Annotated in this window: 21 protein-coding genes; 15 read left to right on the top strand and 6 right to left on the bottom strand. The window is 57.6% G+C overall.

Going from position 1 to position 25,288, the window contains the following annotated elements:
* Window positions 1-125: 125 nt before the first annotated feature.
* Window positions 126-1,901, bottom strand: coding sequence for a glyoxylate carboligase (gene gcl / locus ACWGZX_RS05800; RefSeq protein ID WP_452627619.1), 1,776 nt, complete (start codon window positions 1,899-1,901; stop codon window positions 126-128).
* Between the two features lie 267 nt (window positions 1,902-2,168).
* Between gcl and ACWGZX_RS05795 the strand changes: the two genes are divergently transcribed.
* The gene (locus ACWGZX_RS05795; protein ID WP_223514185.1) at window positions 2,169-2,609 is read left to right on the top strand and encodes a GlcG/HbpS family heme-binding protein; all 441 of its coding nucleotides are present in this window, start codon (window positions 2,169-2,171) and stop codon (window positions 2,607-2,609) included.
* Window positions 2,610-2,804: 195 nt separating this feature from the next.
* Window positions 2,805-3,263, top strand: coding sequence for an REP-associated tyrosine transposase (locus ACWGZX_RS05790; RefSeq protein WP_452627618.1), 459 nt, complete (start codon window positions 2,805-2,807; stop codon window positions 3,261-3,263).
* A gap of 126 nt (window positions 3,264-3,389) precedes the next feature.
* Here the strand turns inward: ACWGZX_RS05790 and ACWGZX_RS05785 are convergent, their stop codons facing one another.
* Window positions 3,390-3,998, bottom strand: coding sequence for a TetR/AcrR family transcriptional regulator (locus ACWGZX_RS05785; protein WP_223514179.1), 609 nt, complete (start codon window positions 3,996-3,998; stop codon window positions 3,390-3,392).
* A 134-nt stretch (window positions 3,999-4,132) separates the two neighbouring features.
* Here ACWGZX_RS05785 and ACWGZX_RS05780 point away from each other — a divergent pair, with 134 nt between their 5' ends.
* Entirely contained in the window at window positions 4,133-5,047 is a 915-nt protein-coding gene (locus ACWGZX_RS05780; RefSeq protein ID WP_452627617.1) for a DUF808 domain-containing protein, read from the top strand.
* Between the two features lie 130 nt (window positions 5,048-5,177).
* Complete coding sequence (locus ACWGZX_RS05775; protein ID WP_452627616.1) at window positions 5,178-5,555, top strand: DUF805 domain-containing protein; 378 nt, start codon at window positions 5,178-5,180, stop codon at window positions 5,553-5,555.
* A gap of 248 nt (window positions 5,556-5,803) precedes the next feature.
* Here ACWGZX_RS05775 and ACWGZX_RS05770 read toward each other — a convergent pair whose 3' ends face one another.
* Both ACWGZX_RS05770 and ACWGZX_RS05765 read right to left on the bottom strand, forming a co-directional pair.
* The gene (locus tag ACWGZX_RS05770) at window positions 5,804-6,592 is read right to left on the bottom strand and encodes an MlaA family lipoprotein (protein ID WP_452627615.1); all 789 of its coding nucleotides are present in this window, start codon (window positions 6,590-6,592) and stop codon (window positions 5,804-5,806) included.
* On the bottom strand, window positions 6,585-7,883 hold the full coding sequence (locus tag ACWGZX_RS05765; RefSeq protein WP_452627614.1) for a serine/threonine protein kinase: 1,299 nt from the start codon (window positions 7,881-7,883) through the stop codon (window positions 6,585-6,587). The genes ACWGZX_RS05770 and ACWGZX_RS05765 overlap by 8 nt, the downstream gene beginning before the upstream one ends.
* Before the next feature lie 223 nt (window positions 7,884-8,106).
* On the opposite strand from ACWGZX_RS05765, the gene ACWGZX_RS05760 reads away from it, so the two are divergent.
* Window positions 8,107-8,475: a hypothetical protein gene (locus ACWGZX_RS05760; protein WP_223514169.1), complete on the top strand. Its 369-nt coding sequence runs from the start codon at window positions 8,107-8,109 to the stop codon at window positions 8,473-8,475.
* Between the two features lie 153 nt (window positions 8,476-8,628).
* Here the strand turns inward: ACWGZX_RS05760 and ACWGZX_RS05755 are convergent, their stop codons facing one another.
* The gene (locus ACWGZX_RS05755; protein ID WP_452627613.1) at window positions 8,629-10,224 is read right to left on the bottom strand and encodes a glycoside hydrolase family 17 protein; all 1,596 of its coding nucleotides are present in this window, start codon (window positions 10,222-10,224) and stop codon (window positions 8,629-8,631) included.
* A gap of 300 nt (window positions 10,225-10,524) precedes the next feature.
* Here ACWGZX_RS05755 and ACWGZX_RS05750 point away from each other — a divergent pair, with 300 nt between their 5' ends.
* The 3 genes from ACWGZX_RS05750 to ACWGZX_RS05740 all read left to right on the top strand — a co-directional run bounded on the left by ACWGZX_RS05750 (window position 10,525) and on the right by ACWGZX_RS05740 (window position 13,594).
* Window positions 10,525-11,376 (top strand): glycine betaine ABC transporter substrate-binding protein, encoded by an 852-nt coding sequence (locus tag ACWGZX_RS05750; protein WP_452627612.1) that lies wholly within the window; start codon window positions 10,525-10,527, stop codon window positions 11,374-11,376.
* Between the two features lie 251 nt (window positions 11,377-11,627).
* Entirely contained in the window at window positions 11,628-11,939 is a 312-nt protein-coding gene (locus ACWGZX_RS05745) for a DUF485 domain-containing protein (RefSeq protein ID WP_452627611.1), read from the top strand.
* A complete protein-coding gene (locus ACWGZX_RS05740; RefSeq protein ID WP_452627610.1) occupies window positions 11,936-13,594 on the top strand; it encodes a cation acetate symporter in 1,659 nt (552 codons plus the stop codon). The genes ACWGZX_RS05745 and ACWGZX_RS05740 overlap by 4 nt, the downstream gene beginning before the upstream one ends.
* A 787-nt stretch (window positions 13,595-14,381) precedes the next feature.
* Here the strand turns inward: ACWGZX_RS05740 and gltA are convergent.
* Window positions 14,382-15,671, bottom strand: coding sequence for a citrate synthase (gene gltA, locus ACWGZX_RS05735; RefSeq protein ID WP_017337241.1), 1,290 nt, complete (start codon window positions 15,669-15,671; stop codon window positions 14,382-14,384).
* Between the two features lie 364 nt (window positions 15,672-16,035).
* Here gltA and sdhC point away from each other — a divergent pair, with 364 nt between their 5' ends.
* The 7 genes from sdhC (at window position 16,036) to lpdA (ending at window position 25,154) form a co-directional block, all read left to right on the top strand.
* Window positions 16,036-16,410 carry a succinate dehydrogenase, cytochrome b556 subunit gene (sdhC, locus tag ACWGZX_RS05730; RefSeq protein ID WP_081502780.1) on the top strand — a complete coding sequence of 125 codons (375 nt, stop codon included), beginning with the start codon at window positions 16,036-16,038 and terminating at the stop codon, window positions 16,408-16,410.
* Window positions 16,404-16,772, top strand: a complete 369-nt coding sequence (sdhD, locus tag ACWGZX_RS05725; protein ID WP_059402221.1) for a succinate dehydrogenase, hydrophobic membrane anchor protein — start codon at window positions 16,404-16,406, stop codon at window positions 16,770-16,772. The genes sdhC and sdhD overlap by 7 nt, the downstream gene beginning before the upstream one ends.
* Before the next feature lie 3 nt (window positions 16,773-16,775).
* Window positions 16,776-18,551: a succinate dehydrogenase flavoprotein subunit gene (gene sdhA, locus ACWGZX_RS05720; protein WP_452627609.1), complete on the top strand. Its 1,776-nt coding sequence runs from the start codon at window positions 16,776-16,778 to the stop codon at window positions 18,549-18,551.
* Between the two features lie 11 nt (window positions 18,552-18,562).
* Window positions 18,563-19,267 carry a succinate dehydrogenase iron-sulfur subunit gene (locus ACWGZX_RS05715; protein WP_452627608.1) on the top strand — a complete coding sequence of 235 codons (705 nt, stop codon included), beginning with the start codon at window positions 18,563-18,565 and terminating at the stop codon, window positions 19,265-19,267.
* Between the two features lie 262 nt (window positions 19,268-19,529).
* Window positions 19,530-22,361, top strand: a complete 2,832-nt coding sequence (locus ACWGZX_RS05710; protein WP_452627607.1) for a 2-oxoglutarate dehydrogenase E1 component — start codon at window positions 19,530-19,532, stop codon at window positions 22,359-22,361.
* Between the two features lie 42 nt (window positions 22,362-22,403).
* Entirely contained in the window at window positions 22,404-23,618 is a 1,215-nt protein-coding gene (odhB, locus tag ACWGZX_RS05705; protein WP_452627606.1) for a 2-oxoglutarate dehydrogenase complex dihydrolipoyllysine-residue succinyltransferase, read from the top strand.
* Between the two features lie 99 nt (window positions 23,619-23,717).
* On the top strand, window positions 23,718-25,154 hold the full coding sequence (lpdA, locus tag ACWGZX_RS05700) for a dihydrolipoyl dehydrogenase (protein WP_223514146.1): 1,437 nt from the start codon (window positions 23,718-23,720) through the stop codon (window positions 25,152-25,154).
* Window positions 25,155-25,288: the final 134 nt, after the last annotated feature.

Here is a 25,288-nt window from a genome sequence, read left to right as displayed (position 1 = left end):
AAATAGGTGAGGTCCACCTGTAGGAGCCGGCTTGCTGGCGATAGCGGAGTATCAATCAACATTGATGTAGCTGATACATCGCCATCGCCAGCAAGCCGGCTCCTACAGGGGGAAGCAATCAGTTGTTAATCAAGCAACGAAATCGCTGTGGGTGCGTCGTTGCCGACGAGCGCCAGGTCTTCGAACTCGTTGATGGCGTTGATCTCGGTGCCCATGGAAATGTTGGTCACGCGCTCCAGAATAATCTCGACGATCACCGGCACCTTGAACTCTTCGATCAGTTCCTGAGCCTTGCGCAGGGCAGGTTGAATCTGATCCGGTTCAAACACACGCAGTGCCTTGCAGCCGAGACCTTCGGCCACCGCGACGTGATCGACACCGTAACCGTTGAGTTCCGGAGCGTTCAGGTTGTCGAAGGACAATTGCACGCAGTAGTCCATGTCGAAACCGCGCTGAGCCTGACGAATCAATCCCAGGTACGAATTGTTTACCACCACGTGGATGTACGGCAGTTTGAACTGCGCGCCCACCGCCAATTCTTCGATCATGAACTGGAAATCATAGTCGCCCGACAGCGCCACGACCTTGCGGGTCGGATCGGCCTTTACCACGCCCAGTGCCGCCGGAATGGTCCAGCCCAAGGGACCTGCCTGACCGCAGTTGATCCAGTGACGCGGCTTGTAGACGTGCAGGAACTGCGCGCCGGCAATCTGCGACAGACCGATGGTGCTGACGTAGCAGGTGTCTTTGCCGAACACCTGGTTCATCTCTTCATATACGCGCTGCGGCTTGACCGGCACGTTGTCGAAGTGAGTCTTGCGTTGCAGGCTGGCTTTACGCTGCTGGCAGTCTTGCAGCCAGGCACTACGGTTCTTCAGCTTGCCGGCGGCTTGCCATTCGCGAGCGACTTCGATGAACACGGTCAGCGCGGCAGCAGCGTCGGACACGATGCCCAGGTCCGGGTTGAACACGCGGCCGATCTGGGTCGGTTCGATGTCGACGTGAATGAACTTGCGCCCTTCCGTGTACACGTCGATCGAGCCGGTATGGCGGTTAGCCCAACGGTTGCCGACGCCCAACACCACGTCGGATTTGAGCATCGTCGCGTTGCCGTAGCGATGCGAGGTCTGCAGGCCGACCATGCCCACCATCAGCGGGTGATCGTCCGGGATCGTGCCCCAGCCCATCAGGGTCGGAATCACCGGAATGCCGGTCAGCTCGGCGAACTCGACCAGCAAGTCGCTGGCGTCGGCATTGATGATGCCGCCACCGGCCACCAGCAGTGGACGCTCAGCCTGATCGAGCATGGCCAGGGCCTTCTCGATTTGCACGCGGTTAGCGGTGGGCTTGGCCAACGGCAGCGGTTGGTAAGCGTCGATGTCGAATTCGATTTCCGCCATCTGCACATCGAACGGCAGATCGATCAGCACCGGGCCCGGACGGCCGGAGCGCATTTCGTAGAAGGCTTTCTGAAACGCGTAAGGCACCTGGCCCGGTTCCATGACGGTGGTTGCCCACTTGGTCACTGGCTTGACGATGGTGGTGATGTCGACTGCCTGGAAATCTTCCTTGTGCATACGGGCGCGGGGGGCCTGGCCGGTAATGCAGAGGATTGGGATCGAGTCCGCCGAGGCGCTGTAGAGCCCGGTGACCATGTCCGTACCGGCAGGGCCGGAAGTACCAATGCACACGCCAATGTTGCCGGCCTTGGTGCGGGTGTAGCCCTCGGCCATGTGCGAGGCGCCTTCAACGTGGCGAGCGAGGACGTGATCGATGCCACCGACCTTCTGCAAGGCGGAGTACAGCGGGTTGATCGCGGCGCCCGGGATGCCAAAAGCGGTATCAACCCCTTCACGGCGCATCACCAGAACGGCGGCTTCGATTGCTCTCATTTTGCTCATGGTTTTGTGCCTCTTACGTTTTGTAATTGTATACAAGTGGCTTTGCGCAGAGTGTATTCACGGCGGACGGCGCAGGTCAATCCATTTTCTCAAGCGCTTGTTTCATTCGTCTGAAGCCCTGTCTTGTGTGGCTTTTCGTCGCATGCGGCGCTTTTCGAGAATTATTGTATACAAAAAAATAACTCATTGTGTTCTATTTGTTGCATCGGACTGCGGCACAACGGCGCAGTCCAACGGCTTTCCGAAAAACAAAATGAGGACGGCACCATGAGCGCTTTAACCTTGAAAGTTGCAGTCAACCTGATCAACCAGGCCATCTCCGCAGGGCGTGCAATCTCGGCGGCTCCATTAACCATTGCGGTACTGGATGCCGGCGGGCACTTGATCACCCTGCAACGCGAAGACGGCGCCAGCCTGCTCCGACCGCAGGTCGCCATCGGCAAAGCCTGGGGCGCAATCGCGCTGGGCAAAGGCTCACGTTTACTGGCGCTGGATGCGCAGCAACGTCCGGCTTTTATTGCCGCCTTGAACAGTCTGGGGCAAGGCAGTGTGGTGCCGGCACCGGGTGGTGTGCTGATTCGGGATCAGGACGGCAACGTGCTGGGGGCGGTGGGGATTAGCGGCGATCTATCGGATGTCGATGAGCAGTGTGCGATCAATGCGATCGAGGCGTTGGGGCTGACGGCGGATGCTGGGGTTACTGCTTGATTTGCGGTGACTGACTAATCGCTATCGCGAGCAGGCTCACTCTCACTTTTGATTTGTGTACGACGCAGATCCAGTGTGGGAGCGAGCCTGCTCGCGAAGGCAATCTACCAGACACATCCAGCTAAAAGTCTGCCACTCCCTCTAGCATTTAAAGGTCTAGCCTTCTGATGCCATTAGTTTGAAAGAGGCAAAGGAATGCCTGACCTATCCGCTTCACATCGTTTACGTCTTGGCCGCTTTGCCGAGCCCAACCGTATTTATCTGCTGACCACCAACACGCTTGGAAGAAAACCTGTCTTCAACGATGTTGCCTTGGGCAGATTGGTCGTAGCGCAGTTTCGCGCCGCTCAAGATCAAGGCTGTGCCAACTCATTGGCCTGGGTCGTCATGCCGGATCATTTTCATTGGTTGATCGAGTTGCAGCACGGTTCGTTGAGTGAGCTGATGCAAAGGACTAAATCATTGAGTGCTAAATCGGTGAACCTTTGCACCGGTCGTAAGATCAGCCTTTGGCAGCAAGGCTTTCATGATCGAGCGTTGCGCCGTGAGGAGGACTTGGTGAAGTTAGCTCGGTACATCGTGGCCAACCCGTTGCGTGCCGGATTAGTAGAACGGCTTGGCGACTATCCGTTGTGGGATGCGATCTGGGTTTGATCTGAAATCAGGTTGCCCCTTTCGCGAGCAGGCTCGCTCCCACAGGGTTTTGTGTTGAATGCAAATTTAGTGATCACTGAAGATCCACTGTGGGAGCGAGCCTGCTCGCGAAGGAGGCGCTGCGATCTACCGATCCGGCTCACACCCCTTCAACACCAACCGAATAATCGTCTGCGCCGCCGCCTCATAATCCACCTCATCCAGCTTGGCTTTCCCGGTAATGGCCGTGATCTGCCAGTCAAAGTCGGCATAGGTCTGGGTCGCGGCCCAGATGCTGAACATCAGGTGGTTGGGGTCGATGGCGGCGATCTGGCCGCGGTCGATCCAGGTCTGGATGCAGTCGATGTTGTGTTTGGCCTGACCGTTGAGCTGTTCTACCAGGTCAGGGCTCAAGTGCGGGGCGCCGTGCATGATTTCGCTGGCGAACACCTTGGAGGCGAACGGCAGGTCGCGAGAGATGCGGATTTTCGAGCGGATGTAGCCGCTCAGTACTTCGCTGGGCTCCCCGTCGGCGTTGAACGGCGTCGAGGCCTGCAGAATCGGCTCGATGATACTTTCCAGGACCTCGCGGTAGAGGTTTTCCTTGGATTTGAAGTAGTAGTAGACGTTGGGCTTGGGCAAACCCGCCTTGGCTGCGATGTCACTGGTTTTGGTCGCAGCGAAGCCCTTGTCGGCAAATTCCTCACTGGCGGCACGCAGGATCAGTTCTTTGTTGCGCTCGCGGATAGTGCTCATAAACCAGGGGGTTCCTTGCCTGTTCTGGCGGTTGCGCATGGTATCACCGGCCTCGCGCGGCGCTCAAGAATGCCCCGTGTGGCGTGCTGCCGCGCTATGCTGCTTGGCATTCATTCAAGAAGGAAACCTGATTCATGGCAGGAAGCAGTTTGCTGGTGCTGATCGATGACATCGCCGCGGTACTCGACGATGTGGCGTTGATGACCAAATTGGCCGCCAAGAAGACCGCCGGCGTGCTCGGTGACGATCTGGCGCTCAACGCCCAGCAGGTCAGCGGTGTGCGGGCCGAGCGAGAAATTCCGGTGGTCTGGGCCGTCGCCAAGGGCTCGTTTTACAACAAACTGATCCTGGTGCCATCGGCATTGGCGATCAGCGCGTTCATTCCATGGTTGGTTACCCCGCTATTGATGGTCGGCGGCGCGTACCTGTGCTTTGAAGGTTTCGAAAAACTCGCGCACAAATTCCTCCATAGCAAGGCTGAGGACCAGGCCGAACATGCCGAGCTGGTTGAAGCGGTGGCGGATCCAGCAGTCGATCTGGTGGCCTTTGAGAAGGACAAGATCAAGGGCGCGGTGCGTACCGATTTCATATTGTCGGCAGAAATCATCGCCATCACCCTTGGCACCGTGGCGGATGCCCCGCTGACCCAGCAAGTGATCGTGCTCTCGGGCATTGCCATCGTCATGACCATCGGCGTGTATGGTTTGGTGGCGGGCATCGTCAAACTCGACGACCTCGGCTTGTGGTTGAGCCAAAAGTCGCGCCCGTTGGCCAAAAGCATCGGCGGCATGATTTTGCGAACGGCACCGTACTTGATGAAAAGCCTGTCGGTGATTGGTACGGCAGCGATGTTCCTGGTGGGCGGCGGGATCCTGACTCATGGCGTACCGGCGATTCATCACTGGATCGAAAGCGTCAGCGCGGGGGCAGGCGGTGCCGGGTTTATCGTGCCAACGTTGCTGAATGCAGTGGCGGGGATTGTCGCGGGTGCGGTGGTGTTGGCGGGTGTGATGGTTGCCAGCAAAATCTGGAAAGCGGTGAAAGGTTAAGAAACTCAAAGCGCCCACATTCCTTTCGGATTGTTCCTACAAGGCTGTTTTTTTGGTTCTCGTAAACTTCGCTCCCCTGTTTGGGCTGTAAAGGCCTGAATAGATTTTCCGGAAGCGAAAGGGTTTAGGGATGAAGTGGTATTTTCAGGTATTGAGTAAATACGCAACGTTTCAAGGTAGGGCCAGCAGGAAAGAGTATTGGATGTTTGCTCTAATCGAATGTTGCTTGGTTTCATTCTATTGGATTTTTGGAGCATGGTCCGGCTTGCTTTATGAGCGAGTCTACTTGTTGTTCTTACTTGTCTATTGGGTATGCACTGTCTGCCCTCGATTGGCGCTCACGTGGCGTCGATATCATGATTTGAACAAAAGCGGCATTAACATTTTATGGGGGTTTACCCCATTCGTTGGCCTGATTTTGGTTCTGGTCTCTATGGGGACACGAGGCACCCAGGGTGAAAATGACTACGGCGCAGATCCCCAACAATCGCAAGTCATCCATGGGTGATTGAATTAAAAAAGGTCATTCGACTCGCATCGAATGGCCTTTTTTTGTCGCCGCCGGATTTGCCCGGCAATCTGTAACTTGCGCGCCTACAACTGTAGGAGTGAGCCTGCTCGCGATAGCGGTGGGTCAATCAGTAGAGATTTTGACTGTGCTGACCTCATCGCGAGCAGGCTCACTCCTACAGGGGGGCGGGAATGTAAAAAGGCCATTCGACTCCCATCGAATGGCCTTTTTTGTTGCCGCCGGATTTACTCGGCGATCTGCAACTTGCGCGCCTCGGTGTACACGTACCGCACTTTGTCGTACTCGAACGGGGAGTTCAGCTGGCCATAACGGAAGTTGGTCTGGTTGCGTTTGTCGATGCCGCGCAGGATCCAGACTTCAGGATGGTTGGAGCTGACTTCAGAAACGTTCAGGAAGTTGATTGCCGACTCTACGGTGAAATCGACCGCCAGTCCGCTGGTGTCGCGGATGTTGGAAGGGCCGAGGATTGGCAAGATCAGGTAGGCGCCGCCTGGTACACCGTAGAAACCCAGGGTCTGACCGAAGTCTTCGTTCTGGCGCGGCAGGCCCATGGCGGTGGCCGGGTCCCACAGGCCGGCGATGCCGATGGTGGTGTTGAGCAGCAGGCGCGCAGTGGTTTCCATCGAGCGCTTGCCTTTGAACTGCAACAGGCTGTTCACAAGGTTCGGCACATCGCCGAGGTTGTTGAAGAAGTTACTGACGCCGGTGCGCAGGAAGCTTGGGGTGATATAGCGATAACCGTCGACCACGGGCAGGAACACCCATTGGTCGAAGCGGTAGTTGAAGTGATAAACCCGACGGTTCCACTCTTCCAGCGGGTCGTAGACGGCCAGTGCGTTGAGCGTCGAGCGTTCGAACTCGCGCTGGTCCAGCCCTGGGTTGAATTTGAGTTTGCTCAACGGTTCCTTGAAACCGTCACTGTCGACCACAACAGGCGTGCTGGCTTTGCTGTTGTCGGCATTGGCGACGCCTGCACAGAGTAACGCAGCGATTAGCAGGAGGTATTTAGCCACGGAAAAACTCCAGCATGGCGTCGCTGTTGACGCGGTAGTTAAGGTTGCCGCAATGGCCGCCGTATGGATAAACGGTCAAGCGATCGCCGAATGTCTTGCGCAGGAAGCCGAGGTCGCCTGGGCCCAGGATCACGTCGTCGGCGTTGTGCATCACAGCGATTTTCGGACTGTTGTGCAGGTAATCCTTGAGGGCGTAGAGGCTCACCTGGTCGATCAGTTGCAGCAGGCTGCCGCCGTCGGTGCGGGCACGCCACATCGGGATGACCTGTTCAGTGATGTAGCAGTCGAAGTCGCACTGCAGCGCACGCTTGAGGAACGGCGTGAGGCTGGTGCCTTCGGTGATCGGGAACTTCGGTGGCGTGATCAGGCCGCGACGGTTGATCAGGTCCGAGGTGAAGGCAATGTCGGCGGCCGAGAAGCGGAACGACGTGCCGATCAGCATGGCCAACTGTTCATTGGTCAGGTGCTCCTTGGACTGCTGGAAGTCGTAGAGCAGGGCGTCGTTGAGATCGATGTAGCCTTTCTGCTGGAAGTAGCGGGTCAGTTTGTTCAGCACCAGTTCATAGAACGTGGTGGTGCTGTTGATGCCCTTGACCTCGGTCTGGACCAGCTTGTCCAGGTTGGTGATCGAGGTGTACAGGTTGACCGGCGGGTTGAGCAGCAAGACTTTCTTGAAGTTGAAACTGCGGCGTGTCTCGTCCAGGTGCGCGACAAATGCCGCGTCCAGTGCACCCAGGCTGTAACCGGTCAGGTAGTAATCGGTGACTGGCAGTTTCGGGTTTTGTGCCCGCACGGCCTGCATCACCCGGTATAAGTCTTCGGCGTCTTCCTTGGTGACACCCGGAGTGGCAAAGCGTGAAGCGGCGCTGATGAAGTCGAAACTGGTCGGCGACGACAGCTGCACCACATGGTAGCCGGCCTGGTAGTAAAGCTTTTTCAGGTATTCGTTGTGGCTGCTGTCATAGCGTGCGCCGGTGCCGGCAATCAGGAAGATCAGCGGTGCGGCTTTATCTTGCGTAGCGATGCGGTAGGTGAGGCTCTTCACCGCCCAGAAGTTGTCTGGCAGTTCGAATGCACGCTCCGGGCGCAGCGTGATACTGCGATCCTCCTGATTGATGTCGGCGTCCAGCGGCAATTCCGGACGCAGGTCTGGAGGTGTCGTGGCGATGGTCGCCTCGAACGGGTTGGTCAAGGGGTAGCCATAACTGGCGGCGTCGATATCGACCGCCAGTGCGGATGCACTCAAAATAAGGCCGCCAAAGAGGGCGGCGAAGCGCAAGGAACGGAGCATGACTAGATCCCTTAGAAGAAGGTGCCGAATGAAGTTCGCAGGCTATGACCATCGGTGTTGCGCCAAAGTGCCACGCATCGGCACCAAAGAGGCTTATTTCCGGGTAATAGTAGCTGGACGATACACTTAGCAGCGATTTCGTGACCAGTTTTATGTTGCTCACGTTTGCATACCGCTGTCGGAGGATTAAGCTGGCCGCCGTTTTTGCCTATTGGAGTGTTTCATGTCCCGCCGTCTGCCCGTGGTCCTGCTACTCGTTTTGCTGCCTTTATGGCTGGCCGCCAGTTACGGCGCGCGTTATGGCTTCATGGAGGATGCGCAGTGGGTGGGCCTCTGCGTCGACGAGGCGAGCCGATGGGAATGTGCGGTTCGTTCGAACCTGGGCTTGATGATTCACTTCAGTGTGTTGGGCTGGGCGGCGATCGCGGCGGCCGTGCTTGGCTTCGTGCTGCCGGGACGGGCAGGGTGGTGGCTGGCGGTGCTGTCGCTGGTGTTCGGGTTTCCGGCGTTGGCGTTGTACAACACGACGCTGGCTGTTTTTGCGGTGGTGATTGCGGGGTTGCGGTTGGTTCGGGAAAGTCGCGGCGTCTGATCGTCAGCCATCGTCGGAACGCCGCCCGGAGCCGGCTCACTCCTACAATAGATCTTCAGTGAACACAAAATCTGTGTATGACGAAGATCAAATGTAGGAGTGAGCCGGCTCCGGGCGGCGTTCCGACGATGACGCCGGCAGGGTCGCCGAGGATCAGCCCTTGCGAACCCGCAAACTGCGCCACAAAGCCGCCACCATCAGCACACTAACTAGCGCCCAACCCCAGGCCTGCTGGTTCTGCAAGCCTTCACGGTACAGCTGCGGCGCAATGCCTGCGCCAATAATGAAGGTCAGCAACGCAATCTCCCGACGTGGCACGTTCACCGGGCGGCACAGGTACACAAGTGCCGGCAGGATAAATGCCACACTCGGGAAGCTGCGATAACGCGGATCAAGCACCAGCTCCAGCATCATTACCGCCGCGGCAAACCCCGCCGTCGCGAGCAGCCAGCCAGCGCGGCGCTCCAGCGCGTTGAATGCCCGCTCACGCCAACCGGTGCGTGCGCTCAACGTCAGCGCTGCATGCGCCAGCACCAGCAGATTCAAAGCTGTCAGCAGCGCCACCCACAACCATTCGCTCGCAAATCGCGTGGTAACGCGGGCCAGATCACCCCACGCGCCAATCGAGCAAGCCGCCAGCGCGCCGAGCAGTGGCAGCACCAGCGCCGCGCGAGTGCTGCGAACGCGACCGCCGAGGATCAGCGTGCCGAGGAAAATCAAGCCGCCCACAGCGAGCCATTGCGACCAGTACGGCACGTTTGTCACCGGACCTGCCAGTACGCCCTTGTCCTGACGATCCGCGTCGAACAGTCCCCAGTAACCGCCGACCGCACCTTCGCTGGCACGTTTCCACGGCTGGTCGAAGGCTTCGATCAGGTTGTAATGCCAGCCTTGCTGTTCAGCCATGACGACAAAACCGCGAATGAACTTGGCTTCATTGACCCGGCTCGGCAGGGCGGTCTCACGTTGACGACCTTCGCTCGGCCAGCCGGTTTCCCCGATCATCACGTCTTTGGGTGCGAACTTGTTGCCGAACACCTGACGCACTTCGGCCACATGTTGCAGGGCTGCGTCGATGTTCGAGGGATTATCTTCCCAGTACGGAAGCAAGTGGATGGTCAGGAAGTCGACCGCCGGGGCGATTTCCGGGTGCTTGAGCCAGAATTCCCACACGTCGGCGTAAGTGACCGGCTGTTTGACCTGGCTTTTGACCTTGTTAATCAGCTTGGCCAATTGCGCGCCGGTGACCTCTTTGCGCAGCAGGGTTTCGTTACCGACGATGACCGCGGTCACCACGTCGGCGTTGATATTCGCCGAGGCGATCAGCAGGTCGACTTCTTTCTCGGTGTCGATCGGATTGCTGTTGACCCAAGCGCCAATCATCAGTTTCAGACCGTGCTTGCGTGCCAGATCAGGGATGGCCTCCAGACCGGTCATGGAATAGGTGCGGATGCATTCGAAGCTTTTGGCCAGCAGCGCAAGGTCGGCGTCCATGCGTTCCGGGCGCAATTTGAACGGCTGATCGAACGGTGATTGATCCTTGTCGAACGGCGTGTAGGAGGCGCATTGCAGCTTGTGCGTCGCGCTGGCCACGTCCGGCAAAATCACCGGTTTGCCCAGGCCGTACCAGAAGCCGACGAAGGCAAATAGCCCCAGTACGCAGGCGAATAAATAAGCAGAAAAAGGAAAACGTGATGTTGCGGGCATGGTCAGGCCGTCTGGGAACAAAGCCGCGCATGTTACCTGCATTTGTCACAGATCAGGTGCCCCGCATAACGTTGACACGCAAAGTTCGGGCGGATTGGCCGGGGTGTTTGCGCTGGCCAAGAACAATGGCGTTCTGATGTCGTTTCTCGGTGCCTTGAGGTCGCTGGCAGAGCAGGTCGCAGTTGTCGTGAGGTTGATTATCGACGCATCAGTGCTCTCATAGATAAATCACGCTGATGTTCGAACGAGTTTGCGGTGGGCGTGATGGGGGCGCTGTGCATCATAACAATACGTTGACGCGACTCGGCACCCGTCGAGCGCAGCACTTTCGGGGAAGTAACGATGAAGATGCGACGACTCTTGGGCGCAGGTGCCGCTTTGGTGCTGGCGATCAGTTCTACTGTGGCCAGCGCCGAAGGCAAGGCAGTGACTATCGGTTATGTCGACGGCTGGTCGGACAGCGTTGCCACGACTAACGTGGCGGCAGAAGTGATCAGGCAGAAACTCGGTTATGACGTAAAGCTGCAAGCCGTTGCGACCGGAATCATGTGGCAGGGTGTGGCCACCGGCAAACTCGACGCCATGTTGTCGGCCTGGCTGCCGGTGACACACGGTGATTACTGGACCAAGAACAAGGATCAGGTCGTTGATTACGGTCCGAACTTCAAAGATGCAAAAATCGGTTTGATCGTACCGGAGTACGTCAAGGCCAAAACCATCGGCGATCTGAAAACCGACGACAGCTTCAAAGACCGCATCGTCGGCATCGACGCCGGCTCAGGCGTGATGCTCAAGTCCGAACAGGCCATCAAGGACTACGACCTGACCGGGTATCAACTCAAGGCCAGTTCCGGCGCCGGCATGATTGCCGAGCTGACCCGTGCCGAGAAGAAAAACGAATCCATCGCGGTAACAGGTTGGGTGCCGCACTGGATGTTTGCGAAGTGGAAACTGCGCTTCCTGGACGATCCGAAAGGCGTTTATGGCGCCGCTGAAACTGTAAATAACATCGGCAGCAAAGAACTCGCCACCAAAGCGCCGGAAGTGGCCAAGTTCCTGAAAAACTTCCAGTGGGCGTCGAAAGACGAAATCGGCGAAGTCATGTTGGCGATTCAGGATGGCGCCAAGCCGGACGCCGCTGCGAAAGATTGGGTGGCCAAACACCCGGAGCGCGTTGCCGACTGGACCAAATGATTTGAGCTGACGCATCTGGTCAGCACCTTAAAAGGCTGCTTGGCATTACTGCCAAGCAGCCTTTTGCTTTTCTGTAGGAGCCCGGCTTGCCGGCGATGGCGGCCTCAAGATCGCCATCGCCGGCGAGCCGGGCTCCTACAGGGAACAAAACTGTCATGTCGTTCTAAGACTAAGGTCGTCTGGAACCTGTTCCGCAGCCGCATAGAGTGGATAACGTTCTAACAATAATCTGTGCTGCGAGGATAAAAACAATGAACGACAGCATTTACCTCTCGATTCAAAACAGCCCGCGCTTCAAGGAGCTGGTCAGTAAGAGGGAGCGATTCGCCTGGATACTTTCGGCGATCATGCTTGGGCTTTACTCCGGATTCATCCTGTTGATTGCTTACGGGCCACATTTACTGGGGGCGAAAATCAGCCCTGAGTCTTCGATTACCTGGGGAATACCGATTGGTGTCGGGCTGATTCTCTCGGCCTTTATCCTGACGGCACTCTACGTACGACGCGCCAATGGCGAATTCGACGACCTGAACAATGCGATTCTCAAGGAGGCTCAGCAATGATGCGGCGTCTAATGGCTCTATTGAGCGTTGCAGCATTCGCACCTGGGGCCTGGGCGGCTGACGCCTTGACCGGTGCAGTGACTAAACAACCGCTGAACGTTGCCGCGATCCTGATGTTCGTGGTGTTCGTCGGCGCGACTTTGTGTATCACTTACTGGGCCTCCAAGAAAAACAACTCGGCCGCCGACTACTATGCGGCGGGCGGCAAGATCACCGGTTTCCAGAACGGGCTGGCGATTGCCGGTGACTACATGTCTGCGGCGTCCTTCCTGGGTATTTCCGCCCTGGTGTTCACCTCTGGCTACGACGGCCTGATCTACTCGATCGGCTTCCTGGTGGGCTGGCCGATCATTCTGTTCTTGATCGCCGAGCGCCTGCGTAACCTGGGTAAATACACCTTTGCCGACGTGGCGTCCTACCGCCTCGGGCAAACCCAGATCCGCACGCTGTCCGCTTGCGGTTCGCTGGTGGTGGTGGCGTTCTACCTGATCGCGCAGATGGTCGGTGCCGGCAAGCTGATCCAGCTGCTGTTCGGTCTCGACTACTACGTTGCGGTGATCCTGGTCGGTATCCTGATGTGCATGTACGTGTTGTTCGGCGGCATGCTGGCGACCACGTGGGTGCAGATCATCAAGGCCGTGCTGCTGCTGTCCGGTGCCTCGTTCATGGCGCTGATGGTCATGAAGCACGTCAATTTCGACTTCAACATGCTGTTTTCCGAGGCGATCAAGGTTCACCCTAAAGGTGAAGCGATCATGAGCCCGGGCGGTCTGGTGAAAGACCCGATCTCTGCGTTCTCCCTGGGCCTGGCTCTGATGTTCGGTACCGCTGGCCTGCCGCACATTCTGATGCGCTTCTTTACCGTGAGCGACGCAAAAGAGGCTCGCAAGAGCGTGCTGTATGCGACCGGCTTCATTGGTTACTTCTACATCCTGACGTTCATCATTGGCTTCGGCGCGATCCTGCTGGTCAGCACCAATCCGGAATTCAAAGATGCGGCGGGCGCGCTGTTGGGCGGCAACAACATGGCGGCGGTGCACCTGGCCAACGCGGTGGGTGGCAGTATTTTCCTCGGCTTCATCTCGGCGGTAGCGTTCGCGACCATCCTGGCAGTCGTTGCCGGTCTGACCCTGGCCGGTGCATCGGCGGTGTCTCATGACCTGTATGCCAGCGTAATCAAGAAGGGCAAGGCCAATGAGAAAGACGAGATTCGCGTCTCGAAAATCACCACCATCGCTCTGGCGGTGCTGGCGATCGGCCTGGGCATTCTGTTCGAAAGCCAGAACATCGCGTTCATGGTGGGCCTGGCGTTCTCCATCGCGGCGAGCTGTAACTTCCCGGTGCTGCTGCTTTCCATGTACTGGAAGAAGCTGACTACCCGCGGTGCAATGATTGGCGGCTGGTTGGGCCTGGTGAGTGCTGTTGGCTTGATGGTGCTTGGGCCAACCATTTGGGTGCAGATCCTGCATCACGAGAAGGCGATCTTCCCGTATGAGTACCCGGCACTGTTCTCCATGGCGATTGCCTTCGTTGGTATCTGGTTCTTCTCGATCACTGACAAGTCGACTGCGGCTGACAACGAGCGCGCGCTGTTCTTCCCTCAGTTTGTTCGTTCGCAGACTGGTTTGGGGGCGAGTGGGGCGGTTTCGCACTAAGGCTTCAGATTTGGTTATGTAAATTGCGTTAAACAGAAATGCCCCGGTTGAGAGATCGGGGCATTTTTATTGGGCGGTAATCGGCCTGAGCTTTGTTGATTGAGTACATATCCATTGCTGCGGTAACGGCCACTTAGGGTTTCGCCCTGACGGTCGACTCCCTTTGGCAAACGCCGGAGTGCCGGCCCAGCCCAAAGGAAGCAAAGGTCTCGCCCCGAGCGTCCGGCCCCTCGCCTAGGCTCGGCGTTCCTTCGCTCCGGTATCCATCCGGGGACACTGCCCTCCGGTCGGCTTCGCTTCGACCTACATGCAGCGTGTTCGACTGCGTCGAACGGCGCTGCGCGCCACTCCCCGGATGAACACCTCCACTCAGCCTCCCGAAGGGGCGGGGAGATCAAGATCAAGAGCTGCAGGCGAGCTAACGCTCGGCCTGATGAGTGGTGAGGGGCAAAAGCGGTGTGTTTTGCTCTGTTTTTTGTGGGAGCGAGCCTGCTCGCGAAGCTTTTGATCTGGCTTTTGATCTTGATCTGCTGCCCCTTTCCCGGAGCAATGCCGGAGTGAGGGCATGCCGAGCCTAAGCGAGGCACCGAATGGAGGGGCAAAAGCGCTTTGGTTACTTTCGCGCTTTTCGAAAGTGACTCGCTGTAAGAGCGAAACCGCCAGCAGCCACACCCAAAGAAACGGATATGTACACAACCAACCAAACCTCAAAGCACACAAACAAAAACGGCCTCTATATATAGAGGCCGTTTACGGTGCAGCTTAAGACGTTATCGCAAGACAGGTCTTATTTGCGGTCTTCCAGCTTGGTGATGTCACGCGACTCGTAGCCGGTGTACAGCTGGCGCGGGCGGCCAATCTTGTACGGGCTGGAGAGCATTTCTTTCCAGTGGGAGATCCAGCCGACAGTCCGCGCCAGAGCGAAGATCACGGTGAACATGCTGGTTGGAATGCCGATCGCCTTGAGGATGATCCCCGAGTAGAAGTCGACGTTCGGGTACAGCGAGCGTTCGATGAAGTACGGGTCGGTCAGGGCGATCTCTTCCAGGCGCATGGCCAGTTCGAGTTGCGGATCGTTGTTGATGCCCAGTTCTTTCAGTACTTCGTCGCAGGTCTGCTTCATGACGGTAGCGCGTGGGTCACGGTTTTTGTAAACCCGGTGACCGAAGCCCATCAGTTTGAACGGATCGTTCTTGTCCTTGGCTTTGGCGATGTACTTGTCGATGTTCGAGACATCGCCAATTTCATCGAGCATGGTCAGAACGGCTTCGTTCGCGCCGCCGTGGGCAGGGCCCCACAGTGCAGCGATGCCGGCGGCGATACAGGCGAACGGGTTGGCACCCGAAGAGCCGGCCAGGCGTACGGTGGAAGTCGATGCGTTCTGCTCGTGGTCGGCATGGAGGATGAAAATCCGGTCCATGGCCTTGGCGAGCACCGGGCTGATCGGTTTGATCTCGCACGGAGTGTTGAACATCATGTGCAGGAAGTTTTCCGCGTACGTCAGGTCGTTGCGCGGGTACATCATGGGTTGGCCCATGGAGTACTTGTAAACCATCGCTGCCAGCGTCGGCATCTTGGCAACCAGGCGGATCGCGGAAATTTCGCGATGCTGCGGGTTATTGATGTCAAGGGAGTCGTGGTAGAACGCCGAGAGGGCGCCGACTACGCCGCACATGACGGCCATCGGGTGGGCGTCGCGACGGAAGCCGTTGAAGAAGGTCTTCAGCTGCTCGTGAACCATGGTGTGGTTCTTGACGGTGCTGACAAACTGGGCCTTCTGTTCTGCGGTCGGCAATTCGCCGTTGAGCAGCAGATAGCAGGTTTCCAGGTAGTCCGACTTTTCAGCCAGCTGTTCGATCGGGTAGCCGCGGTGCAACAGAATGCCGTTGTCGCCGTCGATATAGGTGATCTTCGACTCGCAGGAAGCGGTCGACATGAAACCAGGGTCAAAGGTGAAACGGCCCGTGGCCGTCAGGCCCCGAACATCGATAACATCGGGACCAACGGTGCCGGTTAAAATGGGCAGCTCGACGGGGGCTGCGCCCTCGATGATCAACTGCGCTTTTTTGTCAGCCATGTGGCCTCCTATTTATGCTTGAAATCATCAGACAGACCCCCCACGCAGGGCCCGCACCACTATAGTGAGATAAATTCGAATGTCAATTTGCCTAAAGTCTTGCTCCAGAAGGCTTTAACCGGACTTTTTCCTCGAAATTGACTGCCATTTACGCCTTTTATCCAACTTGTGCAATCAGCTATTAGGGGAAGGTGAACGCGTTGTCATTAGTAGCCTAACTGTCTATACTCGGCCTCCGACCGCCAGGGGCTTTTGGGCCTGCTTTATTGGGGGTCGCACTCCCTGGGTGGTGGGTACCTGACCAGTGCACTCCCCAACAACTTTGCCCTGATTGTTAGGGGCTCTTCAGTGTGAAAAAAAAGCCGTGAATAGCCAACGACCTGTAAACCTAGACCTAAGGACCATCAAACTCCCAGTCACTGCTTACACGTCCATTCTTCACCGGATCTCCGGAATCATCCTCTTTGTCAGCCTGGCCATCATGCTTTATGCATTGGACAAGTCGCTGAGCTCGGAAGAAGGTTTTGGCCAGGTGAAGGCGTGTCTGACCAGTCCGCTAGCCAAGCTAGTGACATGGGGCATCCTGTCCGCCTTGCTGTATCACCTGGTTGCCGGTGTGCGCCATTTGATGATGGACATGGGCATCGGCGAGTCGCTTGAAGGCGGCAAACTGGGCTCGAAAATCGTTATCGCCGTTTCCGTGGTGGTAATCGTTCTGGCAGGAGTTTGGATATGGTAACTAACGTCACGAACCTGTCGCGTTCGGGCCTCTATGACTGGATGGCACAGCGTGTGTCTGCGGTCGTTCTCGCGGCTTACTTCATTTTCCTGATCGGATACGTCGTTGCCCATCCTGGCCTCGGCTACGCCCAATGGCATGAACTGTTCGCAAGCAACTGGATGCGTATTTTCAGTCTCCTGGCTCTCGTTGCCCTCGGCGCTCACGCCTGGGTCGGCATGTGGACCATCGCGACCGACTACCTGACGCCAATGGCGTTCGGCAAGTCCGCGACTGCAATACGTTTCCTCTTCCAGGCAGTATGCGGCGTCGCGATGTTCGCCTACTTCGTCTGGGGTGTGCAGATTCTTTGGGGTATCTGATTCATGTCTACTACAGTTAATACGCTTTCGTTCGACGCCATCATCATTGGCGGCGGCGGTGCTGGCATGCGCGCTGCTCTGCAGCTGGCGCAAGGTGGTCACAAGACTGCCGTAGTTACCAAGGTTTTCCCGACTCGTTCGCACACTGTATCCGCCCAGGGTGGCATCACCTGCGCCATCGCCTCGGCAGATCCGAACGATGACTGGCGCTGGCACATGTACGATACCGTCAAGGGTTCCGACTACATCGGTGACCAGGACGCTATCGAATACATGTGTTCCGTAGGCCCGGAAGCCGTTTTCGAACTCGAGCACATGGGCTTGCCGTTCTCCCGTACTGAACAGGGCCGCATCTATCAGCGTCCGTTCGGCGGTCAGTCGAAAGACTTCGGTAAAGGTGGCCAGGCTGCCCGTACATGCGCCGCTGCCGACCGTACCGGTCACGCTCTGCTGCACACTCTGTATCAGGCCAACCTCAAGGCCGGCACCGTATTCCTCAACGAATACTATGGCGTCGACCTGGTGAAGAACGAAGATGGTGCCTTTGTCGGCATGATCGTCATCTGCATCGAGACTGGTGAAACCTCCTACGTCCGCGCTAACGCCACCGTTCTGGCGACGGGCGGTGCAGGTCGTATCTACTCGTCCACCACCAACGCCCTGATCAACACCGGTGACGGCGTCGGCATGGCTCTGCGTGCTGGTGTGCCGGTACAAGACATCGAAATGTGGCAGTTCCACCCGACCGGCATCGCCGGCGCCGGTGTACTGGTGACAGAAGGCTGCCGCGGTGAAGGCGGTTATCTGATCAACAAGCACGGCGAGCGTTTCATGGAGCGTTATGCTCCGAACGCCAAAGACCTGGCCGGTCGTGACGTTGTTGCCCGTTCGATGGTTAAAGAAATCATCGCCGGCAACGGTTGCGGTCCGGATGGCGACCACGTAATGCTGAAACTCGATCACCTCGGTGAAGACGTTCTGCACAGCCGTCTGCCAGGCATCATGGAACTGTCCAAGACCTTCGCTCACGTCGATCCAGCCGTGGCGCCGATTCCGGTCGTTCCAACCTGCCACTATATGATGGGCGGCGTGCCGACCAACATTCATGGTCAGGCAATCACTCAGGACGCCGAAGGCGTTGACCAGATCATTCCTGGTCTGTTCGCCGTGGGCGAAGTGGCGTGCGTATCGGTTCACGGTGCCAACCGTCTGGGCGGCAACTCGCTGCTCGATCTGGTGGTATTCGGCCGTGCCGCCGGTCTGTTCCTGGAGCAGACCCTGAAAGAAGGCGTTGATTACGCTCGTCCTCGCCAGTCCGACATCGACGCTGCCCTGGCACGTCTCGATGGCCTGAACTCGCGTACCGAGGGTGAAGACGTCGCTACCCTGCGTAAAGAACTGCAAAGCTGCATGCAGAACTACTTCGGTGTGTTCCGTACCGGCGAATACATGCAGAAGGGTATTGCCCAGCTGGCTGATCTGCGTGGCCGTATCGCCAACGTCAAGATCAACGATAAGAGCCAGGCGTTCAACACTGCTCGTATCGAAGCGCTGGAACTGCAGAACCTGCTGGAAGTGGCCGAAGCCACCGCCATCGCTGCAGAGATCCGCAAAGAGTCCCGCGGTGCTCACGCCCGTGAAGACTACGAAGACCGCGACGACGAAAACTGGCTGTGCCACACCCTGTACTTCCCGGGTGACAAGCGCGTAACCAAGCGTGCTGTGAACTTCTCGCCGAAGACTGTTCCGACTTTTGAACCTAAGATTCGGACTTATTAAGGGTGGCCGCCATGTTGCAAGTCAGTGTTTATCGCTACAACCCTGATCAGGACGCCGCGCCGTTCATGCAGGAATTCCAGGTCGATACCGGTGGTAAAGACCTGATGGTGCTGGACGTGCTGGCCCTGATCAAAGAGCAGGACGAAGGTTTCTCCTATCGTCGCTCTTGCCGTGAAGGTGTTTGCGGTTCCGACGGCATGAACATCAACGGCAAAAACGGCCTGGCATGCGTCACGCCGCTGTCTGCTGTCGTAAAAGGTAACAAGTTGATTGTTCGTCCGCTGCCAGGTTTGCCGGTTATCCGTGACCTGGTCGTTGATATGAGCATCTTCTACAAGCAATACGAGAAGGTTAAGCCATTCCTGCAGAACGACACGCCGGCTCCGGCCATCGAACGTCTGCAGTCTCCGGAAGAGCGTGAAAAGCTTGATGGTCTGTACGAGTGCATCCTGTGCGCTTGCTGCTCGACTTCTTGCCCGTCCTTCTGGTGGAACCCGGACAAGTTCCTGGGTCCAGCTGCTCTGCTGCAAGCGTACCGCTTCCTGGCAGACAGTCGCGACACCAAGACTGACGAGCGTCTGGCTTCGCTGGATGACCCGTTCAGCGTATTCCGCTGCCGCGGGATCATGAACTGCGTCAACGTCTGTCCGAAAGGCCTGAACCCGACTAAGGCCATCGGTCACATACGTAACATGCTGCTGCAAAGCGGCGTGTGACTCAGCTGTTGTAAATGTAGTACCGCTGTACCCGTAGATGCTACGGCGCAGGCTTCAACCGGCGCCGTAGTTTTAACCTGAGCAGCAGCTTACAAGGCTGCGGCTCTTATTTTGAAGAAATGAGACAAGCAGGGGCATCCGGGCTGGTACCCGGACTATCAGCGTGATCCTAAGTGGCTTGTTTTGGTCGCTGCATTCGGACTTCTGCAAGTGTGCTCGGTGTCGACGCCGGTGGTGTTCCCCTAACCGAGGGTGACCAAGCATGCAAGAAAGCGTGATGCAGCGCATGTGGAACAGCGCCTACCTATCTGGTAGTAACGCTGCCTATGTGGAAGAGCTCTACGAGCTCTACCTGCACGACCCTAACGCTGTGCCAGAAGAGTGGCGCACCTACTTCCAGAAGTTGCCGGCTGACGGCAACACTGCTACCGATGTTTCGCACTCCACAATTCGCGATCATTTCGTCTTGCTGGCAAAGAACCAGCGCCGCGCCCAACCGGTTTCCGCCGGCAGCGTGAGCAGTGAGCACGAGAAGAAGCAAGTTGAAGTGCTGCGATTGATCCAGGCCTATCGTATGCGTGGCCACCAGGCAGCCCAGCTTGACCCGCTGGGGCTGTGGCAGCGTCCTGCACCTGCAGACCTGTCGATCAATCATTACGGCTTGACCAATGCCGATCTTGATACGACCTTCCGTGCCGGCGACCTGTTCATCGGCAAAGAGGAAGCGAGCCTACGCGAAATTCACGAAGCGTTGCAGCAGACATATTGCCGCACCATCGGCGCTGAATTTACGCACATCACCGATTCCGAGCAGCGCCAGTGGTTCCAGCAGCGTCTGGAAAGCGTGCGCGGTCGTCCGACGTACTCCGCCGACATCAAGAGCCACTTGCTCGAGCGCGTGACCGCCGGCGAAGGCCTGGAAAAATACCTGGGCACCAAATACCCGGGTACCAAGCGTTTCGGTCTGGAAGGCGGCGAAAGCCTGATTCCAATGCTCGACGAGCTGATCCAGCGTTCCGGCTCCTACGGCACCAAGGAAATCGTCATCGGCATGGCCCACCGTGGTCGTCTGAACGTATTGGTTAACACCTTCGGCAAGAACCCGCGCGAGTTGTTCGACGAGTTCGAAGGCAAGAAGAAGGTCGAGCTGGGTTCCGGTGACGTTAAGTATCACCAGGGCTTCTCGTCCAACGTGATGACCACCGGCGGTGAAGTTCACCTCGCCATGGCGTTCAACCCGTCCCACCTGGAAATCGTTTCTCCAGTGGTCGAGGGTTCGGTTCGCGCCCGTCAGGATCGTCGTAACGACCCGACCGGAGAGAAGGTTCTGCCGATCTCCATCCACGGTGACGCTGCAATTGCAGGTCAGGGCGTGGTGATGGAAACCTTCCAGATGTCGCAGACCCGCGGTTTCAAGACCGGCGGCACCGTGCACATCGTGATCAACAACCAGGTCGGTTTCACGATCAGCAACCCGCTGGACGCGCGCTCCACCGAGTACGCGACCGACGTTGCGAAAATGATCCAGGCGCCGATCCTCCATGTGAATGGTGACGATCCGGAAGCTGTATTGTTCGTGACCCAGCTGGCCATTGACTACCGCATGCAGTTCAAGCGCGATGTGGTCATCGACATGTTCTGCTACCGTCGTCGCGGCCACAACGAGGCCGACGAGCCAAGCGGTACCCAGCCTCTGATGTATCAGCAGATCACCAAGCAGCGCACCACCCGTGAGCTGTATGCCGATCGCCTGACCCAGGGCGGTGTGCTGGACGCTGAGCGTGTTCAGGCGAAAATCGATGAATACCGCAACGCGCTGGACAACGGTCTGCATGTTGTAAAAAGCCTGGTCAAAGAGCCGAACAAAGAGTTGTTCGTGGACTGGCGTCCGTATCTGGGCCACGCCTGGACTGCACGTCACGACACGCGTTTCGATCTGAAAACCTTGCAGGAACTGTCCGCCAAGCTGTTGGAAATTCCAGAAGGTTTCGTGGTTCAGCGCCAAGTCGCGAAAATCTACGAAGACCGTCAAAAAATGCAAGCCGGCGGCCTGCCGATCAACTGGGGTTACGCCGAAACCATGGCGTACGCGACCCTGGCGTTCGAAGGTCACCCGATTCGCATGACGGGTCAGGACATCGGTCGCGGTACGTTCTCGCACCGTCACGCTGTCTTGCACAACCAGAAAGATGCGGGCACCTACATCCCGTTGCAAAACCTGTACAACGGCCAGCCACGTTTCGACATGTACGATTCGTTCCTGTCCGAAGAAGCCGTACTGGCGTTCGAATACGGTTATTCGACCACCACGCCTGATGCGCTGGTGATCTGGGAAGCCCAGTTCGGCGACTTCGCCAACGGTGCCCAGGTGGTTATCGACCAGTTCATCACCAGTGGCGAGCACAAGTGGGGCCGTCTCTGCGGTCTGACCATGTTGCTGCCGCACGGTTATGAAGGTCAGGGTCCGGAGCACTCGTCGGCTCGTCTGGAGCGTTACCTGCAACTGTGCGCCGAGCACAACATTCAGGTAGCCGTACCGACCACGCCGGCTCAGATCTATCACTTGCTGCGTCGTCAGGTCATTCGCCCGCTGCGCAAGCCATTGATCGTTCTGACTCCAAAGTCGCTGTTGCGCCACAAACTGGCCATTTCGACCCTGGAAGATCTGGCCGAAGGTTCGTTCCAGACCGTGATCCCGGAAATCGATGTTCAAGATCCGAAAAAGGTCGAGCGCATTGTTCTGTGTAGCGGCAAGGTCTACTACGACCTGCTGGAAAAACGCCGTGCCGAAGGTCGTGACGACATCGCCGTCGTGCGTATCGAGCAGCTGTACCCATTCCCTGAGGACGACTTGAAAGAAGTCCTGGCTCCTTACACCAACGCCAAACATGCCGTTTGGTGTCAGGAAGAGCCGATGAACCAGGGTGCCTGGTACTGCAGCCAACACCACTTGCGTCGCAGCATCAGTACCCTCAACAAGTCTCTCGTACTCGAGTACGCGGGCCGTGAGGCTTCTGCTGCACCTGCATGTGGTTATGCATCGATGCACGCTGAGCAGCAGGAAAAACTGCTGCAAGACGCCTTTACTGTTTAACGCCTTCGCGCACCTGAAACCGAATTTAAGGACCCACAGATAATGGCTATCGAAATCAAAGCCCCCACTTTCCCGGAATCGGTTGCCGATGGCACCGTTGCCACCTGGCACAAACAACCGGGCGACGCTGTAAAGCGTGACGACCTGATCGTCGACATCGAAACCGACAAGGTTGTGCTGGAAGTGTTGGCCACTGCTGACGGCGTGTTGGGCGCTATCGTCAAGAATGAAGGCGACACCGTTCTGTCCGACGAAGTCCTGGGCTCCATCGAAGCCGGCGGCGCTGCTGCCGCTCCAGCCGCTGCTCCGGCTGCCGCACAGGCTGCTGCTCCAGCTGCTGAAGGCGAAGACGATCCTGTTGCTGCACCGGCTGCTCGCAAGCTGGCTGAAGAAAACGGCATCAACATCGCTTCCGTTGCCGGCACCGGCAAAGGCGGTCGTGTGACCAAGGAAGACGTGGTAGCCGCTGTTGCTGCCAAGAAAGCCGCTCCGGCTGCCGCGCCTGCCAAGGCTGCTGCACCTGCTGCCGCTGCTCCAGTGTTCGCCGCTGGCGACCGCATCGAGAAGCGCGTTCCGATGACCCGCGTTCGCGCTACCGTGGCCAAGCGTCTGGTAGAAGCTCAGTCGAACATGGCGATGCTGACCACCTTCAACGAAGTCGACATGACCGAAGTCATGGCCCTGCGTTCGAAGTACAAGGACCTGTTCGAGAAGTCCCACAACGGCGTACGCCTGGGCTTCATGTCGTTCTTCGTGAAAGCGGCCACCGAAGCGCTGAAACGCTTCCCGGCTGTTAACGCCTCGATCGACGGCGGCGACATCGTTTACCACGGCTACGCCGACGTCGGTGTTGCTGTTTCCAGCGACCGTGGTCTGGTTGTGCCGGTTCTGCGTAACGCCGAACTGATGAGCCTGGCTGAAATCGAAGGCGGCATCGCTACCTTCGGCAAGAAAGCCCGTGACGGCAAACTGTCGATGGACGAAATGACCGGCGGCACATTCACCATCACCAACGGTGGTACTTTCGGTTCGATGATGTCGACCCCGATCGTCAACCCGCCGCAAGCAGCTATTCTGGGCATGCACAACATTCTGCAGCGCCCTATGGCGATCAACGGTCAGGTCGTTATCCGTCCGATGATGTACCTGGCTCTGTCCTACGATCACCGTCTGATCGATGGCAAAGAAGCTGTGACCTTCCTGGTTACCATCAAGAACCTGCTGGAAGACCCGGCTCGTTTGTTGCTGGATATCTGATAGAAGCGGCTGCAGGTTTCAAGTTCCAGGCTGCACGAAAGGGCAGCCTGGCTTGGAGCTTGCGGCTTCAAGCTTGCCGCAAAAAAGAGGATTTTTTGAATGTCGCAGAAATTTGACGTAGTAGTGATCGGCGCGGGCCCTGGCGGCTATGTAGCTGCCATCAAAGCAGCGCAACTGGGCCTCACCACTGCCTGCATCGAGAAGTACACCGACAAGGAAGGCAAACTGGCCCTCGGCGGTACTTGCCTGAACGTCGGCTGCATTCCATCCAAGGCGCTGCTGGACAGCTCCTGGAAGTTCCACGAAGCCCAAGACGGCTTCGCGATCCACGGTATCAACCACGCTGGCGTGACCATGGACGTGCCAGCAATGGTCGGCCGTAAAGCCAACATCGTCAAAGGCCTGACTTCGGGTGTTGCCACCCTGTTCAAAGCCAACGGTGTGACTTCCATTCAGGGTCACGGCAAGCTGCTGGCCGGCAAGAAAGTTGAAGTCACCAAGCCTGACGGCTCGGTAGAAATCATCGAAGCCGAAAACGTGATTCTGGCTCCAGGCTCGCGTCCGATCGACATTCCACCGGCTCCGGTTGACCAGAATGTGATCGTCGATTCGACTGGCGCACTGGAATTCCAGTCCGTACCTAAGCGTCTGGGCGTGATCGGCGCTGGCGTTATCGGTCTGGAACTGGGTTCGGTCTGGTCCCGTCTGGGTGCCGAAGTAACCGTTCTCGAAGCGCTGGACACCTTCCTGATGGCCGCTGATGCTGCCGTCTCCAAGGAAGCGCTGAAAACCCTGACCAAACAGGGTCTGGACATCAAGTTGGGCGCACGCGTTACCGGTTCCAAAGTGAACGGCAACGAAGTCGTTGTGAACTACACCGATGCCAAGGGCGAACAGAACATCACTTTCGACAAGCTGATCGTAGCCGTTGGTCGCCGTCCAGTGACCACTGATCTGCTGTCCGCTGATTGCGGTGTGACCCTCGACGAGCGCGGTTTCGTGCACGTTGATGATCACTGTGCCACCACCGTACCGGGCGTTTACGCCATTGGCGACGTGGTTCGCGGCATGATGCTGGCACACAAGGCCTCGGAAGAGGGCATCATGGTCGTTGAGCGCATCAAGGGCCACAAAGCCCAGATGAACTATGACTTGATCCCTTCGGTTATTTATACTCACCCGGAAATCGCGTGGGTCGGTAAAACCGAGCAGGCCTTGAAGGCTGAAGGCGTTGAAGTTAACGTTGGCACCTTCCCGTTCGCAGCCAGCGGCCGTGCCATGGCAGCCAACGACACCGGTGGTTTCGTCAAAGTCATCGCTGATGCCAAGACTGACCGCGTATTGGGCGTCCACGTGATTGGCCCGAGCGCTGCAGAACTGGTTCAGCAGGGCGCGATCGGTATGGAATTCGGCACCAGCGCTGAAGACCTGGGCATGATGGTTTTCTCCCATCCGACCCTGTCTGAAGCCTTGCACGAAGCAGCTTTGGCAGTGAATGGCGGCGCCATTCACATCGCCAACCGCAAGAAGCGTTAAGACAATAAGAAACCACGGCGGAATGGCCCGTCGTGAGCCTTGCATGCAAGACTCACCGCGGAATATCCGCTGGACGCAGTCTTGCGTAGTTGCACCGGTTGTCCGGAAAGGCTACGCAAGCAGCAGTCACAGGT

It is taken from the genome of Pseudomonas sp. CLCA07 (assembly GCF_053615335.1).
This window is presented reverse-complemented; position numbering and strand designations above follow the sequence as displayed.

Bases quoted from the DNA above. Each gene is read 5' to 3' on its own strand.
- ACWGZX_RS05780 (WP_452627617.1), top strand. From the start codon at position 4,133: ATGGCAGGAAGCAGTTTGCTGGTGCTGATCGATGACATCGCCGCGGTA.
- ACWGZX_RS05745 (WP_452627611.1), top strand. From the start codon at position 11,628: ATGAACGACAGCATTTACCTCTCGATTCAAAACAGCCCGCGCTTCAAG.
- ACWGZX_RS05775 (WP_452627616.1), top strand. From the start codon at position 5,178: ATGAAGTGGTATTTTCAGGTATTGAGTAAATACGCAACGTTTCAAGGT.
- ACWGZX_RS05795 (WP_223514185.1), top strand. From the start codon at position 2,169: ATGAGCGCTTTAACCTTGAAAGTTGCAGTCAACCTGATCAACCAGGCC.
- lpdA (WP_223514146.1), top strand. From the start codon at position 23,718: ATGTCGCAGAAATTTGACGTAGTAGTGATCGGCGCGGGCCCTGGCGGC.
- ACWGZX_RS05760 (WP_223514169.1), top strand. From the start codon at position 8,107: ATGTCCCGCCGTCTGCCCGTGGTCCTGCTACTCGTTTTGCTGCCTTTA.
- ACWGZX_RS05715 (WP_452627608.1), top strand. From the start codon at position 18,563: ATGTTGCAAGTCAGTGTTTATCGCTACAACCCTGATCAGGACGCCGCG.
- gltA (WP_017337241.1), bottom strand. From the start codon at position 15,671: ATGGCTGACAAAAAAGCGCAGTTGATCATCGAGGGCGCAGCCCCCGTC.
- ACWGZX_RS05765 (WP_452627614.1), bottom strand. From the start codon at position 7,883: ATGCTCCGTTCCTTGCGCTTCGCCGCCCTCTTTGGCGGCCTTATTTTG.
- ACWGZX_RS05750 (WP_452627612.1), top strand. From the start codon at position 10,525: ATGAAGATGCGACGACTCTTGGGCGCAGGTGCCGCTTTGGTGCTGGCG.
- gcl (WP_452627619.1), bottom strand. From the start codon at position 1,901: ATGAGCAAAATGAGAGCAATCGAAGCCGCCGTTCTGGTGATGCGCCGT.
- sdhD (WP_059402221.1), top strand. From the start codon at position 16,404: ATGGTAACTAACGTCACGAACCTGTCGCGTTCGGGCCTCTATGACTGG.
- sdhA (WP_452627609.1), top strand. From the start codon at position 16,776: ATGTCTACTACAGTTAATACGCTTTCGTTCGACGCCATCATCATTGGC.
- ACWGZX_RS05790 (WP_452627618.1), top strand. From the start codon at position 2,805: ATGCCTGACCTATCCGCTTCACATCGTTTACGTCTTGGCCGCTTTGCC.
- odhB (WP_452627606.1), top strand. From the start codon at position 22,404: ATGGCTATCGAAATCAAAGCCCCCACTTTCCCGGAATCGGTTGCCGAT.
- ACWGZX_RS05740 (WP_452627610.1), top strand. From the start codon at position 11,936: ATGATGCGGCGTCTAATGGCTCTATTGAGCGTTGCAGCATTCGCACCT.
- ACWGZX_RS05785 (WP_223514179.1), bottom strand. From the start codon at position 3,998: ATGAGCACTATCCGCGAGCGCAACAAAGAACTGATCCTGCGTGCCGCC.
- ACWGZX_RS05755 (WP_452627613.1), bottom strand. From the start codon at position 10,224: ATGCAGGTAACATGCGCGGCTTTGTTCCCAGACGGCCTGACCATGCCC.
- ACWGZX_RS05710 (WP_452627607.1), top strand. From the start codon at position 19,530: ATGCAAGAAAGCGTGATGCAGCGCATGTGGAACAGCGCCTACCTATCT.